Here is a 20,759-nt window from a genome sequence, read left to right on the forward strand (position 1 = left end):
TGCCAAAGGACAAAATCCTACAGGCTGTTTCCGGCACCAAAGCTTCGCATTTCGGGACCATTGGGGCCGCCGCCTACCCTTCTCACAGCCGTGACGCTTGCGGAGGGGCGCCGGGGTGCTTAAGCCTGTATGCATGGCTACGATCGCGGAAGCGCTGACGCTCGCCCTGGACCATCATCTGGCCGGCCGGCTGGCCGAGGCCCAGCAGCTCTACCACCACGTCCTGGATGTGGACCCGGAGCAGCCGGACGCGCTGCATTTTCTGGGGGTCCTGGCCGGGCAGGTGGGGGAGCAGGCGCTTGGCCTGCAACTGATCGCCCGCGCCATCGCCCAGAGGCCCGAGGCAGCGGACATGCACGCCAACAGCGGCAACATCCGCCGCTCGTTCGGGCAACCGGAGGGCGCGGTGGACGACTACCGGCGCGCCGTCGCCCTCCAGCCCGATTTCGCGGAAGCCTGGACCGACATGGCGAACGCCCTGCGCAGCTTGGGCCGCTCCGCCGGGGCCGTCACCGCCCTGGAGCGAGCCGTCGCGTCCACCCCCGCCCTGACCATCGCGGTGGAGCGGTTGGGCGCGCTGCGCCACGAGGAAGGGCGCCTTCTGGTGGAGCAGGGACGCGGCACCGAATCCCTCCGCCCGCTGGCCCGCGCCGCGGAATTGCTGCCGCTTGACGCCGACGTCGCCTTTCTCTACGGCAACGCCCTGTTCGCCATGGGACTGCGGGAGGATTCCACCCTCGCCTACCGCAACGCCCTGGCCATCACGCCGGATTTTCCGTCCGCCGCCTTCAATCTGGGGATCGCACTGGGGGGTGTGCACCGGCTGGAAGACTCCGTCCGCGCGCTGGAGCGGGCCGCCCGCCTGGACCCCCGCCATCTCGACGCCATCGACCGGCTTGTCGTCGCCCTTGCCCTTCTCGGGAGGGAGGACGAGGCCGCCGTCTGGGGCGAACGCGCGCTGGAGCTGAAGGACCGGACGGCCATCGACACAGCGCCCGCCCTGCCCTCATTGCCCGCCCTGCCACGCGGGGCGGAGCGGCGGCGGCACAACGTCATCGCCTTCAGCCTGTGGAGCGGCCAGCCCGCCGGCGCCCACGACCCGACGGAGATTCTGCGGCAAACCGTGGCGCTGTATGCGGGCTGGGTCTGCCGGGTTTATCACGACGGCGCCATTGCCGCCGACCGGTTGGCCGAACTCGCCGCAGCGGGGGCGGACCTCGTGGCGGTGGCCGCCGACGCGTCGACCGGCGGTCCTTATTGGCGGCTGACCGCGGCCGACGACTCTACGGTGGCCCGCTTCCTGTGCCGCGACTGGGACGCGCTGCCGTCCGCCGACGGAAAGGCCGCCGTCGATGCCTGGGTCGCTTCAGGCCTGCCCTTCCACGTTCTGCGCGACGGGGTGCTGCACACGGAGGTGATGTCCGGCGGTCACTGGGGCGGCGTCGCCGGGCTGCTGCCCGACCTGCTGCCGCTGGCCGAGCGCCACGCCGCCGCCGAGGCGGACCGGGCACAGGATCACCGGTTCCTGCGCCGCATCGTCTGGCCGATGATCCGCGACCGCGCCCTGATCCACGACCGCGCCCATCCCCGGCACGGCCTGCCCTTCCCCACGGTGTGAGCGGCTACAGCACCTGCTTCGGCAGGGACAGCAGTTCCTTGCGGATCTGGCCCATGCTGGGGCGGTTGTCTGGACCGAAGGCGATGGGCCGGCACAGATGCATGGCGGTCAGCCCGACCCGCGCGGTCAGCAGTCCGTTGATCACCCCCTGCCCCATGCGGGTCGAGATGGCCGCGGCAATGGAGCCGCCCAGCGCCTCAACGGCGACGTGGTGGGCGCTCTCGGCCACCCCGGCCACCGCGAGGTTGGCGAGCATCCGCCGCAACAGCCGCAGCGACCCGACATAGCCGGGCCGCGCGCCGTAGAGCGCCGCGATCTCCCGCACCAGCTTCAAGTTCCGCCACAGCACCACGGCGAGGTCGACGACCGCGGCCGGGCTGAGCGCCGTCGCCACCGCCGTGTCGCGCGACGCGCGCAGGACGGTCTGGTAGGCGCGGCGGTCCAGCGGCCCCATCACCTCCCGGTCGAGCAAGCGCAGGATTTCCGCGTCGTCGTGGGCGTCGGTCACATGGTCGCGCACGCGCTCCAGCGAGGGCGCCAGATCAGGACGCCCCTCGTAGAGGCGGGTCAGCGACCCGGCGAAGCGCTCGGCGTGCCCCGGCTCCCCGGCCTTGGTCACGATCTCCGTGGACAGGCGCCCGGCCTCGCCGCGCAACTCCTCGATCCTGCGCAGGCGGCGAAGCGCGCGCAGTTCGCGCAGCAGCATCGCGAGCGCCGCCCCGCCCGCCACCGACACGGCGGCGGCTACCAGAACGCCCAGCGCGGCGCTGGTGGCGAAGGCGCGGTTGAACAGGTCCCAGGTGTCGAAGCCCAGCGCGATCAGCAGCAGCGCGGCGACCGAGCCGGCGAGCCAGCGGCCCAGCCGGTTTCGCGGCCGGCCCTCCGCCAGCAGGGCTGGCAGGCGCTCCGCCGCCGAACCGGCCAGGGGGCCGGCGATGATCGCCTCCTCCTCCGCCGCGGGGACCGGGGCGGCGCGGGTGGGGTCCAGCTCCATCGGCGGGACCCATTGGCGGTCGCGCGTGCGCTCGCTCATTCCAGATAATCCCCCAGCAGAAACTGCATGGCCTGATCCAACCGGATGTGCGGCAGGCCGCGCGCCTCCCGGGCGAGGTCGGCGGGCGGCAAGAAGGACATGAAGTTGTAGGGCCGCTCCTGCCCCGGCGGGAAGTCGGCGTCCTCGGGAATCTCGCCGGGGAACAGAACGGTCGGGCGGTCGCGCCCGAGCGGCACGCCGCGCACGCAGCGCAACTGCCGCCCCTCATGCTCGGTCACCACCGTCTCGGTTGATTTCAGGGCGGCGATGGCCATGGTCTCGACCTGCGCCCCTTCGAAGCGGATGCCGGCGCGGGCGTCGGACACCAGCCGGTCCAACAGGTGGCGCAGGCTGTTGTGCTGGTGCGAGGCGACGTGGTCGGCCTTGGTCGCGGCGAACAGCACGCGGTCGATCTTCCGGCCCAGCAGCCAGTCCAGCCAACTGCTGGCGCCGTGGCGGAAGGGCTCCAGGCTCAGTTCCAAGGCGCGCTTCATGTCCGCCATGCCCGCCGGGCCGGAGTTCAGCGCCCCCAGCACGTCGATCAGGACGATCTGCCGGTCGAGCCGGGAGAAATGGTCGGCGAAGAAGCGGCGGACGACGTTCGTCTTGTACGCCTCGTAGCGGTCCTCCATCAGCGCCCACAGGCTGCCGCGCGCACGCGGCCGGTCACCCGGCAGCGGGCAGAAGGTCAGCAGCGGCGCGTTCGCCATGTCGCCCGGCTCAACGAAGCGTCCCGGCTGAATCAGGCTCAGCAGATTGTCAGAGCGGCGGCAGGCGTGCAGGTAATCGGTGAACAGCGCCGCGCCGCGCCGCGCCTGCTCCTCCTCCGCCGGGGCCGCCGTGTCGAGGGTGGCGAGCCAGCCGCGCCAGGAGACGGACAGCTCGTCGCGCGGCGCCCGCCCGGCCAGTTCCAGGGTCAGCGCGCTCCATTCCGCGAAGGACTGATGCAGCAGCGGCAGGTCGAGCAGCCATTCGCCGGGATAGTCGACGATGTCCAGATTCAGCGTGGCGACCGGCTGCACGGTGCGCTTCAGCACGGCGTTCGGACGGTAGCGCATGGACAGGCGGAGCTGGCTGATGCCGCGCGTCTCGGTCGGCCAGTGGGGCGCCGGTCCGGTCAGCTCGGCCAGCCGCTGCTCCACCTCGAAGCGGGGGACCTGGGCATCGGGCTGCGGGCGCAGGCGCGACGCCTGGAAGCGGCCGGAGGACACGACGTCGAGGAAGGGAAGCCGCCCGGCCTTCAGCAGGTTGTCGACCAGAGAGGTGACGAACACGGTCTTTCCGGCCCGCCGCAGCCCGGTGACGCCGAGACGGACGTCCTGCTCCAGGATGCCGCCGGAAACGAGATCGCCGGCCCGCCCCAACAGGCGCGAGCCGGCGTCGTACAGGTCGTTGAAAATGGGCACGCGCACGGTCAGCCGGTCCGTGTAGGGGACGATCGCCCCTCTATATGGGGGACCGTCCGCCCACGCCTATACCCTGACCGGTGCTTTAGGACGCCCCGAAGTCGAGGTTCCAGGCCTCGTAGCGCTCCGGGTCGTTCTCCCAGTCCTCGCGCACCTTGACGAACAGCATCAGGTGGACGCGCTGCTCCAGCATCTCCTCCAGCTCGGTGCGGGCGGCCTGGCCCAGCGCCTTGATGCGGGAGCCCTGCTTGCCGAGCACGATGGCCTTCTGGCTGTCGCGCTGGACATACACGACCTGGGAGATCTTGACCGACCCGTTCTCGAACTCCTCCCATTGCTCGGTCTCGACCGTCGCCGCGTAGGGGAGTTCCTGGTGAAGCTGCTGGAACAGCTTCTCGCGGGTGATCTCCGCCGCCAGGAGGCGCATCGGCATGTCGGAGATCTGGTCTTCCGGGTAGTGCCAGGGGCCTTCCGGCATGCGGGCGGCCAGGAAACCGCGCAGATGCTCCACGCCGTCGCCGGTCGAGGCGGACAGCATGAAGATGTCGGTGAAGATGCCTTCCTGGTTGAAGCTGTCGGCGAGGCCCAGAAGCTTCTCCCGCGGCACGAGGTCGATCTTGTTCAGGATCAGGATGGCCTTGCGCCCCTGCTCCTTCAGCCGGGCGATAATGCCCTGCGTGTCCTGGTCGATGCTGCGGCGCGACACGTCGAACAGCAGGCCGACCAGATCGGCGTCCTCCGCCCCCTGCCAAGCCGCCGCGACCATGGCGCGGTCCAGACGGCGCTTCGGCTTGAAGATGCCGGGCGTGTCCACGAAGATGATCTGGCTGTCGCCGGCGATGGTGATGCCGAGCACGCGCGTGCGGGTCGTCTGCACCTTGGAGCTGACGATCGATACCTTGGAGCCGACCATCGCGTTCAGCAGGGTGGATTTGCCGGCGTTCGGCGCGCCGACCAGGGCAACGAAGCCGCAGCGCGGATTTTCGGGCACATAGGCAGCCTCTTCGGCGCCTTCTTCGGCACCCTCGTCCACGCTCTCGCTCACGCCCTCGTCCTTATCGTCGAAATCGTCGTCTTCAAACTTGTCGCGGCCGTCAGTCATCGACCTGCACTCCCAATTGGCGCAGCAAAGCGCTGGCCGCTTTCCGTTCGGCGACCCGCTTGGACGGGCCTGTGGCCGTCACCGGCTCCATGCCCTTCAGCCGGACCGCGATGCGGAACACCGGCTCGTGCGCCGGGCCGCTCTGCTCGATCAGTTCATAGGTGGGAAGGGGCCGCTTGTTGCCCTGCGCCCATTCCTGCAACGCCGTCTTGGAATCCAGCGGCGGCGGGTCCGCGCGGTCGATCTGACCGGCCCAGGCGGAGCGGATGAAGTCCCGCGCCTTGTCCATGCCGCCGTCCAGATAGAGCGCCCCGATCACCGCCTCGCAGGCGTCGGCCAGGATGGTGTTGTTGCTGCGTCCGCCGCCCTGCGCCTCCGACGGGGACAGGCGCAGGTAGCGCCCCAGTTGCAAGGCGTCAGCGACACGGCTCAGCGCCTCCCGCCGGACCAGCGAAACGTGCCGCTTGGCGAGCGCGCCCTCGCGCTCGTTGGGGAAGCGTTCCAGAAGCCATTCCGCGATGACGAGGCCAAGCACCCGGTCGCCCAGGAACTCCAGCCGCTCATACGCCAGGCCGGGCCCCTGCTCGGGCCGTCCGCCGCGGACATTGCGCTCCAGCCCCATCAGGCTTGGATGGGTGACCGCGTCGGCCAGCCGCTGCGGGTCGGCAAAGCGGTGGCCGATGGCCGCGGCCAGTTCCGCAAGGTCGGCGGAATCGGCGCTCACGTCCAGATCGGACGCCATGGGGGTCCCCCGTTCTTCAGGGCTCACAATACAGTCTCCGCGCCCCAGTGCTGTGCGGGGCTCACTTCACGGCGTTGAACAGGCGGCTGAACCGCAGGTCCGCCGGCCAGCGCCACACCTCGAAGAAGCGCGTCCCGTCCTCCAGCGAGAAGAACAGGAATTCGGCGCGTCCGACCAGATTCTCCATCGGGACATACCCCACCTGCGACGGGACGCGGCTGTCCAGCGAGTTGTCGCGGTTGTCGCCCATCATGAACAGGTTGCCCGCCGGCACCTTGAAGGCCGGGGTGTTGTCGAGCGGACCGTTGTCCGACTCCTCGATGATGCGGTGGCTGCGTCCGCCCGGCAATGTCTCGACATACTGGGCGATGCGGACCTCGCGGCCCAGCGCGTCGCGGGACACATAGTCCTCGATGCGCTCGCGCTTCACCGGCTGGCCGTTGATGTGCAGCACGCCGCCGGTCACCTGGACGGTGTCGCCCGGCAGGCCGATGACGCGCTTGATGTAGTCGGTCTTGTTGTCGCGCGGCAGCTTGAACACGGCGACGTCGCCGCGCTCCGGCGCGTGGCCCATGATGCGGCCCTCGAACAGCGGCAGACCGAAGCCGACCGTGTACTTGCTGTATCCATAGGAGAATTTGGACACGAACAGGTAGTCGCCGATCAGCAGCGTCGGGATCATCGACCCGGACGGGATGTTGAAGGGCTCGAAGGCGAAGGTCCGCACGCCGAAGGCGATGATAACCGCGTAGAAGACCGTCTTCACCGTCTCGGCAAAGCCGCCTGTCTCTTTGGTTTTGCCGGTCAAGGCGGTCTCTCTGTTCATGGTCATGCGCGGGGTGCCGTGGAGGTGGTGATGGAGGTGGTGGCGGACGTGTCGGCCGGTTCGGCGCTGATGATGACGAAGGCCTCCGCCATCGGGTACTCGTCGGTCAGCGTCACGTGAATGCGCGCCTGCATGCCCGGCGGGGTGATCGCCTGCAGCCGCTCCAGCGCCCCGCCGGTCAGGCGCATGGTCGGCTGGCCGGAGGGCAGGTTCACCACCCCCATGTCGCGCCAGAACACGCCGTCGCGGAAGCCGGTGCCCAGCGCCTTGGAGCAGGCCTCCTTGGCGGCGAAACGCTTGGCGTAGGTCGCGGCCCGCGCGCTGTGCTTGCCGGCGGCGCCGGCTCGGCGCTCGGACTTGGCGCGCTCCACATCGGTGAAGATGCGGGCGACGAAACGGTCCCCGAAACGGTCCAGCGACTGCTCGATCCGGCGGATGTCGATCAGGTCGTTCCCGATGCCGAGGATCATGAGACGCCTCCGCTTGCCAAGCGGGCGTCCTTCATGACGGCGCGCATGCGCTGGAGCGTGTTGCCCAGCCCGACGAAGATCGCCTCGCCGATCAGGAAATGACCGATGTTCAGCTCGACGATGGTCGGAATGGCGGCGACCGCCCCGACCGTCTCGTAATTCAGCCCGTGGCCGGCGTGGCACTCCAGCCCGATGGCCTCGGCGTGGGCCGCCGCCCGGACGATGCGCTCCAGCTCCGCCGCGCGCTCCGTCCCGGCGGGCGCGTCGCAATAGGCGCCGGTGTGCAGTTCCACCACAGGCGCGCCCAGAGCCTTCGCCGCGTCGAGCTGTGCCGGTTCCGGGTCGATGAACAGAGAAACCCGGATGCCCGCGGCGCCAAGCTCGCCGACGTAGCGCTTCAGGTTCTCCATCTGCCCGGCGACGTCCAGCCCGCCTTCGGTGGTGACCTCGGTGCGCTTCTCCGGGACGAGGCAGCAGGCGTGCGGCTTGTGGCGCAGCGCGATCCCGAGCATCTCGTCCGTCGCCGCCATCTCCAGGTTCAGCGGCAACCGGATCTCCGCCATCAGCCGCGCGATGTCGGAATCGATGATGTGGCGGCGGTCTTCGCGCAGATGGGCGGTGATGCCGTCGGCCCCGGCTTCGGCGGCGAGCTTCGCGGCGCGCACGGGATCGGGATGACGCCCGCCCCGCGCGTTGCGGATGGTCGCCACATGGTCGATGTTCACGCCGAGGCGCAGAGGGCGGGGCATAGGCTCGAAACTCCGATGTCGCGCCGGCCCCGCATCCTGCATCCGGCGGGCACCGGTTCTCCCTGCTATATAGCGGTGGCGTGGCGTCGCGTCACGCCGTCATTCGACGGCGATCCTCGCGGCAAGCGCCTTCAACTCCTCGATGGGCGGGTCATGGCGCGGCCAGACCAGATCGGCGCCATCGTTCTCGTAGCGCGGCACCACATGCACGTGGATGTGTGGCACGGTCTGCCAACCCGCCGGCTTGTTCGTCTGGAGAAGCGTGATCCCCTCCGGCGAAAAGGCCGCCTGGACGGCGCGGGCGACCTTGTGGACGGTGCGGAACAGGGCGGCCGCCTCGACCTCCGTCACGTCGAGGATGGTCGGGGCCGGACGCTTCAGCGCCACCAGCACATGGCCGGGGTTGACCTGCCCGGCATCCATGAAGGCGAAGGTGTCCGCATCTTCGTAGACCACGGCGCAGGGCAGTTCCCCGGCGATCAGGCGGCTGAAGATGGTCGGGCTGGACATGCTTCCCTCGCTTCCGATAGGCGCTCTGGGCGGGCGCGACCGCGCGGGACACCCTTACCGCCCGCGGGCGCGCTCCACCGCGTTGATGGCGGGGGTGGCGCGCAGGGCCGCCATGATGTTGGTCAGATGCTTGGCGTCCTTCACGTCGATGTCGATCAGCAACTCGAAGAAGTCGGTGTTGCGGCTGGTGATCTTCAGGTTCGTGATGTTGCCGCCGTTCTTGCCGATGACCGTGGACAGCGTGCCGAGCGAGCCCGGCTCGTTGTTGACCACCAGCGAAATGCGCCCGACATGCTCCTCAGGGCTGTCCGGCCCGATGTCCCAGGCGACGTCGATCCAGCGCTCCGGCGACTCGTGGAAGCTCTCCAACGTCTCGCAATCGATGGTGTGGATGGTCACGCCCTTGCCGGTGGTCACGATGCCAACGATGCGATCGCCCGGCAGCGGATGACAGCAACGGGCGTAGTGGACGGCCATGCCGGGGATCAGGCCGCGGATCGGCAGCGGCGCGTTGTTGCCCTTCGCCTTCGGCTTGGGCTTCGGCACCGTGATGGCGTTCTTGTCGTCGCCTTCCTTGGGCGTCGCCACATGCGGCTTGTGGCCGGGGAAGACGGCGTGGAAGACCTCGCGGCCGGAATGCAGGCCGGACCCGACGCTGGCCAGCAGGTCGTCGGCGCTCGGCTGCTGGAAGATCTTGATGACGCCTTCCAGCGCCTTTTCCGAGAACTCGTAGCCTTCCGACTTGAACTGGCGCTGCAGGATGGCGCGGCCCAGCTCGATGTACTGGGTGCGCTGCTGGGTGCGCAGGAACTTGCGGATGCGCGCCCGCGCCTTGCCGGTGACGACGAAGCGTTCCCAGCCCGGAACCGGGGTCTGGGCTTTCGAGGTGATGATGTCGACCTGGTCGCCGTTTTGCAGCTGTGTGCGCAGCGGCAGCATCCGCCCGTTGATCTTGGCGCCGACGCAGTGGTCGCCGACCTCCGAATGAACGGCGTAGGCGAAGTCCACCGGGGTCGCCCCGCGCGGCAGCGCGATCAGATCGCCCTTCGGCGTGAAGCAGAAGACCTGGTCCTGGAACAGCTCGAGCTTGGTGTGCTCGAGGAACTCCTCGGGCTTCTGGGCGTGCTCCAGGATGTCCAGAAGCTCGCGCAGCCAGCGGTACTCGCGCCCCTGCTGGGTGCGCGGCTCGCCCTGCTTGTAGGCCCAGTGGGCGGCGACGCCGAGTTCGCAGATCTCGTGCATGTCGCTGGTGCGGATCTGCACCTCGATCCGGTTGCGCTCCGGACCGATCACCCCGGTGTGGAGCGAGCGGTAGCCGTTGGGCTTGGGCGTCGAGATGTAGTCCTTGAAGCGCCCCGGAACGACCGGGTAGTGGGCGTGGATGACGCCCAGCGCCTGATAGCATTCCGGCACCGTGTCCACCATGATCCGGAAGGCCATGATGTCCGACAGCTGCTCGAAACTGACATTCTTGCGCTGCAGCTTGCGCCAGATCGAATAGGCTGTCTTCTCGCGCCCGGTGACCCCGGCGTTGGGCAGCCCCTCCTCCGCCAGCGTGCCGCGGAGTTCCTGGATGATCCGCTGGACGCGGTTCTCGCCCTCGGTGCGCAGACGGGAGAGCTGGGCCAGGATGCTGTCGCGGGCGTCCGGATTCAGCTCCGCGAAGGAGAGATCCTCCAGCTCGTCCTTGACCTGATGCATACCGATGCGCTCGGCCAGGGGAGCGTAGATCTCGATCGTTTCGCGGGCGATGCGCTTGCGCTTGTCCGGGTTCTTCAGATGGAACAGCGTGCGCATGTTGTGCAGCCGGTCGGCCAGCTTGACCAGGAGGACGCGGATGTCCTCCGACATCGCCAGCACCAGCTTGCGGAAATTCTCGGCCTGCTTGGCCTGCTCGCTGTGCAGCTCCAGGCGCGACAGCTTGGTCACGCCGTCGACCAGACGGGCGATCTCCTTGCCGAAGTGCTTTTCGATGTCCTCCAGCGTGGCGACCGTGTCTTCGACCGTGTCGTGCAGCAGCGCCGTCGCGATGGTCCCGGCGTCCAGCTTGAGCTGGGTGAGGATGCCGGCGACCTCCAGCGGATGGAGGAAGTAGGGATCGCCCGAGGCGCGGGTCTGCGAGCCGTGCGCCTTCATGGAGAAGACGTAGGCGCGGTTGAGCAACTCCTCGTCCGCCGAGGGGTCGTACGCCTTGACGCGTTCGACAAGCTCATATTGCCGGATCATGCCACCCGACCCGGCGCAGCGTGCGCCATGAAGTTTCGCAAATGTCTTGGTTCTGGACGGAAAGGGGGGCCATCGCCCCCCAAGGCCGGTCGCTATCGGTCAGCGTCAGAGGTCTCCGTCCGCATCGCGGCCGACGACGTCGTCCTCGGTCATGCCGAAGGCCGCCGCCGGATCGCTCTCCATGTCGGACAGCAGGTCGTCGCCTTCGCCGACCTCCTCCGCCTCGCTCATCCCGTCCTCGTCCTCCAGCGACGTGTCGCCGCGGGCGGCCCAGTCGTGCTCGCCGGCCATCAGCTCAACGATCTCTTCTTCCGGCTCGTCCGGCTCGACATGCTTCTGGTGGCCCTTGATCAGGGCGTTCTTGAGATGCTCCAGCATCACCGTCTCATCGGCGATCTCGCGCAGGGCAACGACCGGGTTCTTGTCGTTGTCGCGGTCGATCGACAGCGGGGCACCGGACGCGATCTCACGCGCGCGCTGGGCCGCCATCATGACCAGTTCAAACCGGTTCGGAACCTTGAGGACGCAATCTTCGACGGTAACGCGGGCCATACCAAACCAACTCCGGGATCTGCGAAGGCAACCGAATATATTGATGCGTTCGCGCCTGCGCAAGCGCTTCGAGCCATGTCGGGTCCGCCCGCCGTACCCCACCCGCGGCGCGCCCGCGCCCGCGCGCCCCCTTGCTCGCACGTAGACGAACCCCTACGTTACTTATCTGGTGAATCGCAATTTCGCGTATGCCTGACATATAATTCAATCCATCGTAGAAGGATTACGGAATTGGATCGGAATACGACTTTGCCAAAGGATGTTACGAAGCTCTTTTATAAGGAAGAGCGTCTGGCGATGTTCATCGACGGCGCCAATTTGTACGCTGCCGCCCGGTCGTTGGGCTTCGATATCGACTACAAGCGTCTTCGCGACGGCTTCGCCTCCGAAGGACGACTGGTGCGCGCCTTCTATTACACCGCCTTGGTGGAGGATCAGGAATATTCGCCGATCCGCCCGCTGGTCGATTGGCTGGACTACAACGGCTACACCATGGTGACCAAGCCGACCAAAGAGTTCACCGACGCCTCGGGCCGGCGCAAGATCAAGGGCAACATGGACATCGAATTGGCCATCGACGTGATGGAGATGGCCGAGCGGGTGGACCACATCCTGCTGTTCTCCGGCGACGGCGATTTCCGCCGACTGGTCGAGGCGGTGCAGCGCAAGGGCGTGCGGGTCAGCGTCATCAGCACCGTGCGCTCCCAGCCGCCGATGGTCGCCGACGAATTGCGCCGTCAGGCCGACAATTTCATCGAGCTTCAGGACCTCGCCCCCAGCATCGCCCGCGTCCATCATCACCGCGAGCCGATGGGGAACCCGGGCGCTCCGGGCGCGCCCGACATGCCCGGCCAGGGCGGCCCCTACGCCAACTTCTGACCGGTGTTGTTCACCGCGGGGCGCACTTTCCGGTCAGCGCCCCGCAACGGTGGGTTTCAGGGCGCCGGCCGGAAGTTGGAACATCATCAGATAGGTCCGCTGGAGCGGGCTGCGGTTGTCGTCGGAGACGATATAGACCAGCAGATCGCCATCCGGACCGGGCCGCACCGACAGTCCTTCAAAGTTGTCGGTCGGCAGTGGCGGCTCCAGCCGGGCCAGTTCCACCCCATCCATCGTCGCGCCGCCGCGCAGCGAGTCCGCCGGCACATGGACGATGCGCGCCCCCCAACCGCCCAGCAGAGTGACCCGCCGCTCCAGCACCAGCACGCCGCCGTCTGGCAGAGGCGCTGCCGCCGTGGGACGGAAACGCGGTGCCGCGCGGTAGGTCAGTGGCTGCCAGTCCCCGCGCGCCTTCGGATCGGCGGGCGCGATCCAGGCGTGACGCTCCCGGACACCGTCGTCGTCCCCTTCCTCAATGGCCAGAATGCGGCCATCCGACAGCGCCGCCAGCGCCTCGACCCCGCCGTTCGACGACGCCCTCTCCAGGCCGGGAGGCACCGGAAGCTTCCGCGGCGTTCCCTCGGGCCGGACAGCGCCGCCGTAGCGCAGGATGCGGTGGGTGCGCTCGAACGGCACCAGCCAACCGCCGTCGGGCAGGCGGATGATGTCCTCCGAGTCATTGAGGCGGCCGCGGTAGCCCGCGTCCTTGTCGATGACCAGGCGCCGGACATCATAGTGTCCGGCGCCGACCAGTTGCCCCTGGGCGTCGTAGAACAGCCGCCCCGTGACGCTCTTTCCGTTGTCGGAGACCGCGACGAAACGGTCGCCCGAGTCGCTGACCCACAGGCCGGACAAGCCCCCCACCTCCGCGCCATCGGGCAGACGCAGGGCGCCACGGAGTCGCAGAGCGCCGACCTCCGTCAGAGACGGACGGTCCGGGTCCAGCGCAATCGGAACGGAGGACGCGGCCGGCCTGCCGTTTCCGGCCACCGCGGCGCAGCCGCCGGCCACAGCCAGCAGGGCGCAAATGGGAATCAGCAGGGTTCTCAAACGCATGGCGGCACTCATGCCACGACCGCGCGGCCGGGGAAACGCATTTTCCGGCTTGCCCCTCCTGCCCGCGATTCCGACCGTTCGTCCGCCGGGATCATAAGCCCTGCCTCTCCGTCCGAACGTGAACGAACGAATTGGATATGCGCAGAGGGTTACTTCCTCAGAACCAATTCGGGAGTGGGTTCAAGCGCATAAATTGTTCTGTACCTAAGTAAAACATTGCCCCGCCTCAGCCGAGAATTGCGTGATGCCCAATCCCCTCCGGTCCCAGCCGGTCGCCCTGCCTGCTGATCGCCCCGCCACCGGTTCGGGAGCGCCGGAGGACCCAATCGCGGAACGCATCCGGGAGCTGGAGGCCGAACTGCGCGAGCTTCAGCACCGGGCCAAGAACAGCCTTCAGCTGGTCATCAGCCTGCTGAAGCTGCAGACGGGCCGCATCCGCGACCCGGACGCCCGCGCCGCCTACGAGCAGACGCTGGTCCGCATCGAAGCGCTGGCGATCCTCTACCGCCAGCTCCACGAATCGGGCACCGGCACCCATGTGAATTTGGGCCGCTACATCGAATCCCTTGCCGACGCGGTGAAGCACGGGACTCCCGGCGGCCTCGCCAACGTGCCCATCGAGGTGAAGAGCGATCCCATCCAGATCGGCCTGTACGAGGCCATGCCCCTCGGCCTGATCACCGCGGAGCTGATCACCAACAGCCTGCACCATGCCTATCCGGAGCAGGGCTGGATACGCGTATCGGTGACGCAGGAGCAAAACGGCCGCGCCCGCCTGATTGTCGAGGACAACGGGCGCGCCCTGCCCGCCGGTTTCGACACGACGGCGGAAGACGGGCTGATGCTGGCCGAGGCGCTGGCCGCCCAGCTCGGCGACACGCTGAACACGGAAAGCGACGCCGCTGGAACGACCGCCAGCGTGTCCTTTCCTGTGTGACGACTCAGGCCGGCCCCCCGTGGCGCTCCTGCGGGGCGTCCTCGGGGCCGTGGTCGTGATGGTCGTGCGGATGCTGGGGCGGAGGGGCCGTCTTGACGGTTCCGGCGAACCAGTCGTGGATCGCCTGCACCGGGTCGGTCTCCAGCGTGGTCACCGGCTCGATGCCGCGGCGCTTCATGTGGTTGATGAAGCCCTCGCCGGAGGAGCCGGTGATGACCACCCGCACCGCGTCGATGGGGTGCGGGCGCCCGTCGCCGGCGAGGTGGAGCACCTCGTCCTCCGCCAGTTCGATCCGCGCGACCTCGACAGGGCGGCCGCCCGCCTCGGCCTCGAAGACCAGGAAGCGGCGGGTGCGGCCGCCATGGGTGGCGATGCTGCGGTAGTCCTGGGTGCCGACGGCGAACTTCATCCCACATCCCCCTCAAGGCTCTGCGGCCTTACCGTGGCACGGCGCATCGCCGCGCACACTGAGGGAGGTCAATGCGCGTTACAGGATTTCCGTTTCGTCGGAGCGGATGACGTCCGTCCATTTGCGCTCCAGACGGCGGAGCGTGCGGTAGGTGACCTCGAAGTCCTGGCTGTCGCCGTCGGTGCGGATCAGACCGTCGGAATGGACGGACGCCATGTGGCGCAGCCGCTCGCACAGCTCCAAGCCCCTGGCCGACAGCTTCAGCCGGGCGGCGCGCTTGTCACGCGGCGAGGCGGAGCGGTCCACATAGCCGCTGTCCACCAGTTGCTTCAGGTTGTAGGAAGCGTTGGAGCCGAGATAGTAACCGCGCTCAATCAGGTCGCGCACGCTGATCTCGCCGTTGGAGATGTTCAGCAGCATCATGACCTGCACCGGGCTGATGTCGTCGATGCCGATGCGGGACAGCTCGATTCGCAGAACGTCGAGAAACCGGCGGTGCATCCGTTCGATGATCCGCGCCACCTCATGGTACATCTGGGTGGCGGAGGCCTTGCGCTCAGCGTCGCTGCGCTCGGCGTCTTCGGTCGGCTGGGGCTGAACGAGCGTCGTCATGGGCCTCGGGTCTGCGTGGGGATCGGGAAAATGGCCTGCCTTGCCCAACGCACCGTAGGGACCTAACTGTTTAATTTATATTAACTGTGATGGCGGCGCGAAGGCGCACCGGACTTTCCCGAAGGGTTGGCGCGCCTTCCGCAAAGGACTGGATAAGGTCAGATCCAGCTGTCGTCCCCGCCGCCGTCGCCGCCGTCATCGAACGAGGAACCGTCCGTCTGATAATCGACGTTCTGAAGGTTGTTGTCCTCCGGCGGGAAGCCCTGGTCCGCGCCCTGGTCGGCGGAGTCGCCGTAGTAGTTGTTGATGACCGTCTCGCCATGGCTGGCCGTCTGGCCCGCAGCCGCCGCGGCCTCGCCGAACGGTCCCGGCGAATGGCTGAGCATCGAGGAGATGGCGCTGGCCGCCAGCATACCGCCGGCGACGCCCGCCGCGGTCTGGGCAGCGCCGCTCAGGAATCCTCCACCGCGCGGCGCGTAGCCCTGCGGGCCGAATCCGGGCTGCGGTGCGTAACCGGGCTGGGGCGCATAGGCGGGCTGGCCGTAGCCGGGTTGCCCACCGGCTTGCGGAGCGGCGCCCCACGGGCTGCGCGACGGGGCCGCAGGGGACGGCATCGGCGGCTGCATCGGGTTGTAGGCCGGCCCCTGGGGTGGCTGGGGCACCGGAGTGGGCCGCTGCTCCGCCGGACGGTTGCCGCCACCGGCCCACGGGCTGCGCCCCAGCCCGAGCGCGTTGGACAGGAAGCTGCCGCCGGACGGCTGGGGCTGGGTCTGCTGGGCGCGGGACTGCGCCTCCTTCACCTGCCGCTCCAGATCCTCGATGCGCTGCTGGGCGGCGGTCAGCGCCTGCTGCTGCACCAGGACCGACTGCGCCATGTAGTAGGCGGCGGCGGGCTGGCCCTGGATCATCTGCTGGATGAAGCGTTCCGCCTCCGGATCGCGGGGGTGGTTCTCCACCTCGCGCAGATGCGTGAACAGATCGGAAAGGAGGGTGCGTTCCTCGGGCGTCATGATCGTCTCCTGTGCGCGCTCCACGCGGGCGCGCTTTTCATGTGGCGCACCGCACCCCCGGTGCGCAAGGGTCCCGGCCCCGGCGAAGACGCTACCCGGCCTTGCGCTCCGCCGCCTCCGCGGAAGGCTCCGACGCCAGGGCTGCGCGGACGGCGTCGTCCACCCGCTCCAGCCAGACGAAGTTCAGCCGCTCGCGCACCGCCGCGGGAATGTCGTCGAAATCCTTGCGGTTGCGGGCGGGCAGCATGACCGTCTTCAGGCCGGCGCGCTGGGCGGCCACCACCTTCTCGCGGATGCCGCCGACCGGCAGGACCAGCCCACGCAGGCTGATCTCGCCGGTCATCGCCGTGTCGGAGCGGATGCAGCGCCCGGACAGGAGCGACACCAGGGCCGTGAAGATCGCCACCCCGGCGGACGGCCCGTCCTTCGGGATGGCCCCCGCCGGGACGTGGATGTGGATGTCGAAGCGATCCAGCCCCTCCGGGTCGAGGCCGAGGTCCTTCACCCGCGATTTGACGAGGCTGAGGGCGGCCTGCGCGCTCTCCTTCATCACCTCGCCCAGTTGGCCGGTCAGGATCAGCCGCCCCGAGCCGGAAAAGCGGCTGGCCTCGATGAACAGGATGTCGCCGCCGACCGGGGTCCAGGCGAGGCCGGTCGCCACGCCGGGCACGCTGGTGCGCATCGCCACGTCGTTCTCGAATCGCGGCGGCCCGAGAATCGCCGTCAGGTCCTCCGGCTCGACCCGCATCCGCTCGACCGCGCCCTCGGCGATGCGCACGGCGGCGTAGCGCCCGACCGCGCCGATCAGCCGTTCCAGATGGCGGTTCCCGGCTTCCCGCGTGTGGTCGCGGATGATGGCGCGCAGGGTGTCGTCCGGGATCTCCAGCTGCTCCCTCGTCAGCCCGTTGGCGGCAAGCTGGCGGGCCAGCAGATAACGCTTGGCGATCTCCAGCTTCTCGTCCTCGGTGTAGCCGGACAGCTCGATCACCTCCATGCGATCGCGCAGCGGGCCGGGGATGGTGTCCAGCATGTTGGCGGTGGCGATGAACATCACCTTCGACAGGTCGAAGGGCACGCCCAGGTAATGGTCGCGGAAGGTTGCGTTCTGCTCCGGGTCCAGCACTTCCAGCAGGGCGGCCGACGGGTCGCCGTGGAAGCCCTGCCCCAGCTTGTCCATCTCGTCCAGCATCAGGACGCAGTCACGCGTCCCGGCCTTGCGGATGGCCTGGACGATGTTGCCGGGAAGCGCGCCGACATAGGTGCGGCGGTGACCGCGGATTTCGCTCTCGTCATGGACGCCGCCCAGCGAGACGCGGGCGAAGGCCCGCCCGGTCGCCCGCGCGATGCTCTGGCCGAGCGAGGTCTTGCCCACCCCCGGCGGGCCGACGAAGCACAGGATGGGGCTGCGCCCCTCCGGGTTCAGCTTGCGCACGGCCAGGAACTCCAGGATGCGGCGCTTGACCTTCTCCAGCCCGTAATGGTCCTCGTCCAGGATGCGGCGGGCTTCGGCGATGTCGATTCGGGATTCCGACCGGCGGTCCCACGGCATCTCGATCAGCCAGTCCAGGTAGCTGCGGACCATCGAGTATTCCGCCGCCGCCTCCGGCATGCGCTCCAGCCGGCGCAGCTCCTTCTCGGCGTGCTCGCGCACGTCGGCCGGCATGCCGGCCTTGGCGATGGCATCCTGAAGCTCGCCGATCTCGGCCTGCCGGCCCTCGTCGGCCTCTCCCAGCTCCTTCTGGATGGCGCGGAGCTGCTCGCGCAGCAGATACTCGCGCTGCCGCTCGTCCATCGCCTCGCGGGTGCGCTCGCGGAGGTCGCGCGACAGCCGCAGCACCTCGATCCGCCGGGCGAGCAGGCCGCCGACCTTGTCGAGCCGCTCCGGCAGGTCGACGGTCTCCAGCACCTCCTGCTTCTCGGCGGGCTTCAGGTCCATGTAGCTGGCGGTCATGTCGGCCAGCTCGCCGGGGCTTTCGATCGCCTGAACGGCCGCCAGAAGCTCCTGCGGGGCCTGGGGCAGCAGTTGCAGCGCCTCCACCGCCTCGTTGCGCAGGTTCAGGAATCGGGCCATAACCTCCGGCGTGGCGGTGTCACTCTCCTCGATCATTTCCACGCGGGCGGCCATGAAGGGATGGCCGGGGACCCACTCGACAATGCGGAAGCGCTGCTGTCCCTGGCACACCAGATGGTGCGAGCCGTCGGGCGTGGTGACGTAGCGCAGGATGCTGGCCGTCGTGCCGACGCGGTGCATGTCGGCTCCGGTCGGGTCCTCCACCGCCTCGTCGCGCTGGAGCAGGATGCCGACCGGGCGCTCGGTGCGGGCCGCCTCCTGGGCCGCGGCGACCGAGCGCGCCCGTCCGACCGTCACCGGGAGAACCACCCCTGGAAACTGCACGAGGTTCCGGACGGGGATGACCGGGATCACATCCTCCGGCAGCCCGGAGGTGGACGGCGAGCTGGGCGGAGTCTGGGAAGTCGGCGTCGCTTCGGCAGCGTGCTCATCAGTCATTCGGAAGTCCTTCATCCCATCTTGTCGAGGGTCAGCACGAGGCATCCCGCGGACAGCTCGCGCCGTCCCATGCGGAAGGCCCCGGCGGGCAGCTCGATCCGCCGCTCGAAGCGGCCATGGGGAATCTCAAGCCGGTGGATGATCCCGTCGCAGCCCAGCGGCAGCGTCCGCTCCCCGGCAACCACCAGAACGCCGTCCTCGACGGCGACGTGAAGCTGGTCCGCGCCGACGCCGGGAAGGGCGACGACGATGGTCACAGCGTCCTCCGACTCGTAGACGTCGATGGGCGGGGTCCAGCAGGCGCGGCGCGGGCCGGGCGGGGCCGGACGGAAGAACTGGCGGTGCAACCGTTCGGCACGGTCCAGCAGTTCGACGGCCTCCGACCACATGAAGGAAGCGGGATCACGGCGGGGCGGCATGGCGTCTCCTTGGAGGAATGGGTGTGATGGACGTCAGATGCCGGCGCCGGAATCCGCGGGGGCTCGGGCGGGGTCACGCGGTTCGGAATCCTTCTCCTTCGCCCGCTCGTCCTCCTCCTGGAGTTCGCGGCAGGCCCGCTCCCAATGCTCGGCGCGGCGGCCTTCGGGGCGCCCCTCCTGCTCCCAGATCTCGTAGGCACGGTGGCGGATGCGGTGTTCGTCCATCGCGGCTTTTCCCTCCTTCCCGCCCCGGCCGCAGGCATGGCCCATCCGGCCGCAAGAACCGGGGCTCCTTCGTCCATTGAGCAACGGCAGGGGGTCGCAGGCGTTCCGCTGACCTTGCGGACATCAGACGGAAGAAAGGGGCAATGGCCCCTTTCGCGTTCGGGGCTTTAGAGCCGGTCCGGCCCGTCCGTCGGGTCTGGGCGGCCCGCCGCCTCGTCGTGGCCGCTGCGGTTGCTGAGGAAGACCAGGGCCATCAGCCCGATGGCGACGGCGCTGGTCAGCACGGCGCCGCCGACCAGGGCGAGCAGGCCCGGCAGGCTGAGGCCGAACAGGTCGAAGCCCGTCGCCGCCCAGGCGGCGAGCAGCGCCGCCAGGACGATGACGGGACAGGCGATCAGAAAGATGCGCAGCCAGGACATGCACGCTCTCCAGCCGGTGCCGGGACAGCCTCTACATGGCTGCCCGGCACGGCGGAGGAAAGCCCGCCGCCTGTTTGCGCCGACCGGACGGCGTTAAAGCGGATTGCACTCCGCTTTGGACCGCGACGGCGGTACCGGCCGCACATGCGGCCGAAGCCCACCGGCGATTGAGGCGATGTGAATCTAAAGCGAACGGAAGTTCGCTTTAGTGCGACAGCAGCAGCGGCACCGGGCAGGTGCGCAGGACATGGCGCGTCCCGCCGCCGCGGTGCAGGAAGGGGAAGCCGTAATGGCCGTGCGCTCCCATCACCAGCAGATCGGCCCCGGAATCGATGCTGCGGGCCAGAAGCGCGTCCATCGCGCCGATGTCGGTCACCGTGAAATGCGTCTGGTCGGCCGTCACGCCGTGGAGCGCCAGATGGTCGAGCAGGCCGATGCGCTGCGGCTCCGACCCGGCGGGCGGGGCGGCCTGGGTCAGCACGGTGATGACGGTGACCTCGTCGGCGGCCTGGAGGAAGGGCATGGCGTCGGACAGGGCGCGGGCGGCCTCGCGCTCGGCGTTCCAGGCGACGGCGACGCGCTTGCCGATCACCGGGAAGGTTCCGGCGAAGGGCAGCACCAGCACCGGGCGGCCCGAATTCAGCACCACCTGCTCGTTCAACTCCTCCGGCGCCACGCCATCGGCGGCGGCGCTGCGGTCGAACTGGCCGAGCACCGTCAGGTCGGCGAAGCGCGACCAGATGATGACCTCGCGGATGACGTGGTTGTGCTCACCGTGGGTCAGACCGTGCCACTGGCCTTGCAGACCCGACGCTTGGAGCTTGTCGCGGAACATCGCCTCGCTGCGGGCGGCGGCCTGCTCCAGATGGTCGCTGGAGCGGCGGGCGATGACGCTGGTGGCACTGCGGTCCGGCTGGGCGAACAGGCCGCGCAGGAAGGCGCCGCTGGTCTTCGCCAGCGCGATGGCCGCGTCGAGGCGGGTTTCCACCTGAGGACCGGAATCGAGATGCACGAGGATGTGCTTGTAAGCCATGAAACTCCCCCCTTTGT

22 protein-coding genes are annotated in these 20,759 nt (G+C 68.8%); 3 read left to right on the plus strand and 19 right to left on the minus strand.

Annotation, left to right across the window (positions count from 1 at the left end; translation table 11 throughout):
• The first annotated feature begins 133 nt into the window (after positions 1 to 133).
• Positions 134 to 1,618, plus strand: coding sequence for a tetratricopeptide repeat protein (locus H0B54_RS06340; protein ID WP_188259667.1), 1,485 nt, complete (start codon positions 134 to 136; stop codon positions 1,616 to 1,618).
• Positions 1,619 to 1,622: 4 nt separating this feature from the next.
• Here the strand turns inward: H0B54_RS06340 and H0B54_RS06345 are convergent, their stop codons facing one another.
• The 10 genes from H0B54_RS06345 to rpoZ form a co-directional block, all read right to left on the minus strand.
• Positions 1,623 to 2,651 carry a YcjF family protein gene (locus H0B54_RS06345; RefSeq protein ID WP_188259668.1) on the minus strand — a complete coding sequence of 343 codons (1,029 nt, stop codon included), beginning with the start codon at positions 2,649 to 2,651 and terminating at the stop codon, positions 1,623 to 1,625.
• Complete coding sequence (locus tag H0B54_RS06350) at positions 2,648 to 4,063, minus strand: YcjX family protein (RefSeq protein ID WP_188259669.1); 1,416 nt, start codon at positions 4,061 to 4,063, stop codon at positions 2,648 to 2,650. Before H0B54_RS06350 ends, H0B54_RS06345 begins: the two co-directional genes overlap by 4 nt.
• Positions 4,064 to 4,142: 79 nt before the next feature.
• Positions 4,143 to 5,159: a GTPase Era gene (gene era, locus H0B54_RS06355; protein WP_094302565.1), complete on the minus strand. Its 1,017-nt coding sequence runs from the start codon at positions 5,157 to 5,159 to the stop codon at positions 4,143 to 4,145.
• On the minus strand, positions 5,152 to 5,901 hold the full coding sequence (gene rnc / locus H0B54_RS06360; RefSeq protein WP_188259670.1) for a ribonuclease III: 750 nt from the start codon (positions 5,899 to 5,901) through the stop codon (positions 5,152 to 5,154). The genes era and rnc overlap by 8 nt, the downstream gene beginning before the upstream one ends.
• Before the next feature lie 61 nt (positions 5,902 to 5,962).
• Positions 5,963 to 6,733, minus strand: a complete 771-nt coding sequence (gene lepB / locus H0B54_RS06365) for a signal peptidase I (RefSeq protein WP_094302567.1) — start codon at positions 6,731 to 6,733, stop codon at positions 5,963 to 5,965.
• Positions 6,730 to 7,197 (minus strand): holo-ACP synthase, encoded by a 468-nt coding sequence (acpS, locus tag H0B54_RS06370; RefSeq protein WP_188259671.1) that lies wholly within the window; start codon positions 7,195 to 7,197, stop codon positions 6,730 to 6,732. The genes lepB and acpS overlap by 4 nt, the downstream gene beginning before the upstream one ends.
• Positions 7,194 to 7,946 (minus strand): pyridoxine 5'-phosphate synthase, encoded by a 753-nt coding sequence (locus H0B54_RS06375; protein ID WP_188259672.1) that lies wholly within the window; start codon positions 7,944 to 7,946, stop codon positions 7,194 to 7,196. Before H0B54_RS06375 ends, acpS begins: the two co-directional genes overlap by 4 nt.
• A 99-nt stretch (positions 7,947 to 8,045) precedes the next feature.
• A complete protein-coding gene (locus tag H0B54_RS06380; protein WP_188259673.1) occupies positions 8,046 to 8,456 on the minus strand; it encodes an HIT family protein in 411 nt (136 codons plus the stop codon).
• Between the two features lie 54 nt (positions 8,457 to 8,510).
• Positions 8,511 to 10,682: a RelA/SpoT family protein gene (locus H0B54_RS06385; RefSeq protein WP_094302571.1), complete on the minus strand. Its 2,172-nt coding sequence runs from the start codon at positions 10,680 to 10,682 to the stop codon at positions 8,511 to 8,513.
• Between the two features lie 105 nt (positions 10,683 to 10,787).
• Positions 10,788 to 11,234 (minus strand): DNA-directed RNA polymerase subunit omega, encoded by a 447-nt coding sequence (gene rpoZ, locus H0B54_RS06390; RefSeq protein WP_094302572.1) that lies wholly within the window; start codon positions 11,232 to 11,234, stop codon positions 10,788 to 10,790.
• Between the two features lie 297 nt (positions 11,235 to 11,531).
• Between rpoZ and H0B54_RS06395 the strand changes: the two genes are divergently transcribed.
• A complete protein-coding gene (locus H0B54_RS06395) occupies positions 11,532 to 12,113 on the plus strand; it encodes a LabA-like NYN domain-containing protein (protein WP_094302573.1) in 582 nt (193 codons plus the stop codon).
• A gap of 33 nt (positions 12,114 to 12,146) precedes the next feature.
• Here H0B54_RS06395 and H0B54_RS06400 read toward each other — a convergent pair whose 3' ends face one another.
• Positions 12,147 to 13,169, minus strand: a complete 1,023-nt coding sequence (locus tag H0B54_RS06400) for an esterase-like activity of phytase family protein (RefSeq protein ID WP_188259674.1) — start codon at positions 13,167 to 13,169, stop codon at positions 12,147 to 12,149.
• A gap of 244 nt (positions 13,170 to 13,413) precedes the next feature.
• Here H0B54_RS06400 and H0B54_RS06405 point away from each other — a divergent pair, with 244 nt between their 5' ends.
• Positions 13,414 to 14,106, plus strand: coding sequence for a sensor histidine kinase (locus tag H0B54_RS06405; protein ID WP_094302574.1), 693 nt, complete (start codon positions 13,414 to 13,416; stop codon positions 14,104 to 14,106).
• 4 nt (positions 14,107 to 14,110) lie between these two features.
• On the opposite strand, the gene H0B54_RS06410 is transcribed toward H0B54_RS06405, so the two are convergent.
• The 8 genes from H0B54_RS06410 to H0B54_RS06445 all read right to left on the minus strand — a co-directional run bounded on the left by H0B54_RS06410 (position 14,111) and on the right by H0B54_RS06445 (position 20,742).
• A complete protein-coding gene (locus H0B54_RS06410; protein WP_188259675.1) occupies positions 14,111 to 14,515 on the minus strand; it encodes a NifB/NifX family molybdenum-iron cluster-binding protein in 405 nt (134 codons plus the stop codon).
• A 78-nt stretch (positions 14,516 to 14,593) separates the two neighbouring features.
• Positions 14,594 to 15,127, minus strand: a complete 534-nt coding sequence (locus H0B54_RS06415; protein WP_014198729.1) for a MarR family transcriptional regulator — start codon at positions 15,125 to 15,127, stop codon at positions 14,594 to 14,596.
• Positions 15,128 to 15,285: 158 nt separating this feature from the next.
• A complete protein-coding gene (locus H0B54_RS06420; RefSeq protein WP_188259676.1) occupies positions 15,286 to 16,137 on the minus strand; it encodes a DUF2076 domain-containing protein in 852 nt (283 codons plus the stop codon).
• A gap of 91 nt (positions 16,138 to 16,228) precedes the next feature.
• Entirely contained in the window at positions 16,229 to 18,646 is a 2,418-nt protein-coding gene (gene lon, locus H0B54_RS06425; RefSeq protein ID WP_246472359.1) for an endopeptidase La, read from the minus strand.
• Between the two features lie 11 nt (positions 18,647 to 18,657).
• Entirely contained in the window at positions 18,658 to 19,065 is a 408-nt protein-coding gene (locus H0B54_RS06430; protein ID WP_188259678.1) for an Hsp20/alpha crystallin family protein, read from the minus strand.
• Positions 19,066 to 19,098: 33 nt separating this feature from the next.
• Positions 19,099 to 19,290: a DUF2934 domain-containing protein gene (locus tag H0B54_RS06435; protein WP_094302578.1), complete on the minus strand. Its 192-nt coding sequence runs from the start codon at positions 19,288 to 19,290 to the stop codon at positions 19,099 to 19,101.
• Between the two features lie 167 nt (positions 19,291 to 19,457).
• Positions 19,458 to 19,709 carry a hypothetical protein gene (locus H0B54_RS06440; protein ID WP_188259679.1) on the minus strand — a complete coding sequence of 84 codons (252 nt, stop codon included), beginning with the start codon at positions 19,707 to 19,709 and terminating at the stop codon, positions 19,458 to 19,460.
• Positions 19,710 to 19,914: 205 nt separating this feature from the next.
• Positions 19,915 to 20,742, minus strand: coding sequence for a universal stress protein (locus tag H0B54_RS06445; RefSeq protein WP_188259680.1), 828 nt, complete (start codon positions 20,740 to 20,742; stop codon positions 19,915 to 19,917).
• Positions 20,743 to 20,759: the final 17 nt, after the last annotated feature.

Origin of the sequence: Azospirillum tabaci, assembly GCF_014596085.1 — a bacterium.
Classification (GTDB): Bacteria; Pseudomonadota; Alphaproteobacteria; order Azospirillales; family Azospirillaceae; genus Azospirillum; species Azospirillum tabaci.

Coding starts and splice junctions, on each gene's coding strand:
- H0B54_RS06340 (WP_188259667.1), top strand. CDS start 134: ATGGCTACGATCGCGGAAGCGCTGACGCTCGCCCTGGACCATCATCTG.
- H0B54_RS06345 (WP_188259668.1), bottom strand. CDS start 2,651: ATGAGCGAGCGCACGCGCGACCGCCAATGGGTCCCGCCGATGGAGCTG.
- era (WP_094302565.1), bottom strand. CDS start 5,159: ATGACTGACGGCCGCGACAAGTTTGAAGACGACGATTTCGACGATAAG.
- rnc (WP_188259670.1), bottom strand. CDS start 5,901: ATGGCGTCCGATCTGGACGTGAGCGCCGATTCCGCCGACCTTGCGGAA.
- lepB (WP_094302567.1), bottom strand. CDS start 6,733: ATGACCATGAACAGAGAGACCGCCTTGACCGGCAAAACCAAAGAGACA.
- acpS (WP_188259671.1), bottom strand. CDS start 7,197: ATGATCCTCGGCATCGGGAACGACCTGATCGACATCCGCCGGATCGAG.
- H0B54_RS06375 (WP_188259672.1), bottom strand. CDS start 7,946: ATGCCCCGCCCTCTGCGCCTCGGCGTGAACATCGACCATGTGGCGACC.
- H0B54_RS06380 (WP_188259673.1), bottom strand. CDS start 8,456: ATGTCCAGCCCGACCATCTTCAGCCGCCTGATCGCCGGGGAACTGCCC.
- H0B54_RS06385 (WP_094302571.1), bottom strand. CDS start 10,682: ATGATCCGGCAATATGAGCTTGTCGAACGCGTCAAGGCGTACGACCCC.
- rpoZ (WP_094302572.1), bottom strand. CDS start 11,234: ATGGCCCGCGTTACCGTCGAAGATTGCGTCCTCAAGGTTCCGAACCGG.
- H0B54_RS06395 (WP_094302573.1), top strand. CDS start 11,532: ATGTTCATCGACGGCGCCAATTTGTACGCTGCCGCCCGGTCGTTGGGC.
- H0B54_RS06400 (WP_188259674.1), bottom strand. CDS start 13,169: ATGCGTTTGAGAACCCTGCTGATTCCCATTTGCGCCCTGCTGGCTGTG.
- H0B54_RS06405 (WP_094302574.1), top strand. CDS start 13,414: ATGCCCAATCCCCTCCGGTCCCAGCCGGTCGCCCTGCCTGCTGATCGC.
- H0B54_RS06410 (WP_188259675.1), bottom strand. CDS start 14,515: ATGAAGTTCGCCGTCGGCACCCAGGACTACCGCAGCATCGCCACCCAT.
- H0B54_RS06415 (WP_014198729.1), bottom strand. CDS start 15,127: ATGACGACGCTCGTTCAGCCCCAGCCGACCGAAGACGCCGAGCGCAGC.
- H0B54_RS06420 (WP_188259676.1), bottom strand. CDS start 16,137: ATGACGCCCGAGGAACGCACCCTCCTTTCCGATCTGTTCACGCATCTG.
- lon (WP_246472359.1), bottom strand. CDS start 18,646: ATGACTGATGAGCACGCTGCCGAAGCGACGCCGACTTCCCAGACTCCG.
- H0B54_RS06430 (WP_188259678.1), bottom strand. CDS start 19,065: ATGCCGCCCCGCCGTGATCCCGCTTCCTTCATGTGGTCGGAGGCCGTC.
- H0B54_RS06435 (WP_094302578.1), bottom strand. CDS start 19,290: ATGGACGAACACCGCATCCGCCACCGTGCCTACGAGATCTGGGAGCAG.
- H0B54_RS06440 (WP_188259679.1), bottom strand. CDS start 19,709: ATGTCCTGGCTGCGCATCTTTCTGATCGCCTGTCCCGTCATCGTCCTG.
- H0B54_RS06445 (WP_188259680.1), bottom strand. CDS start 20,742: ATGGCTTACAAGCACATCCTCGTGCATCTCGATTCCGGTCCTCAGGTG.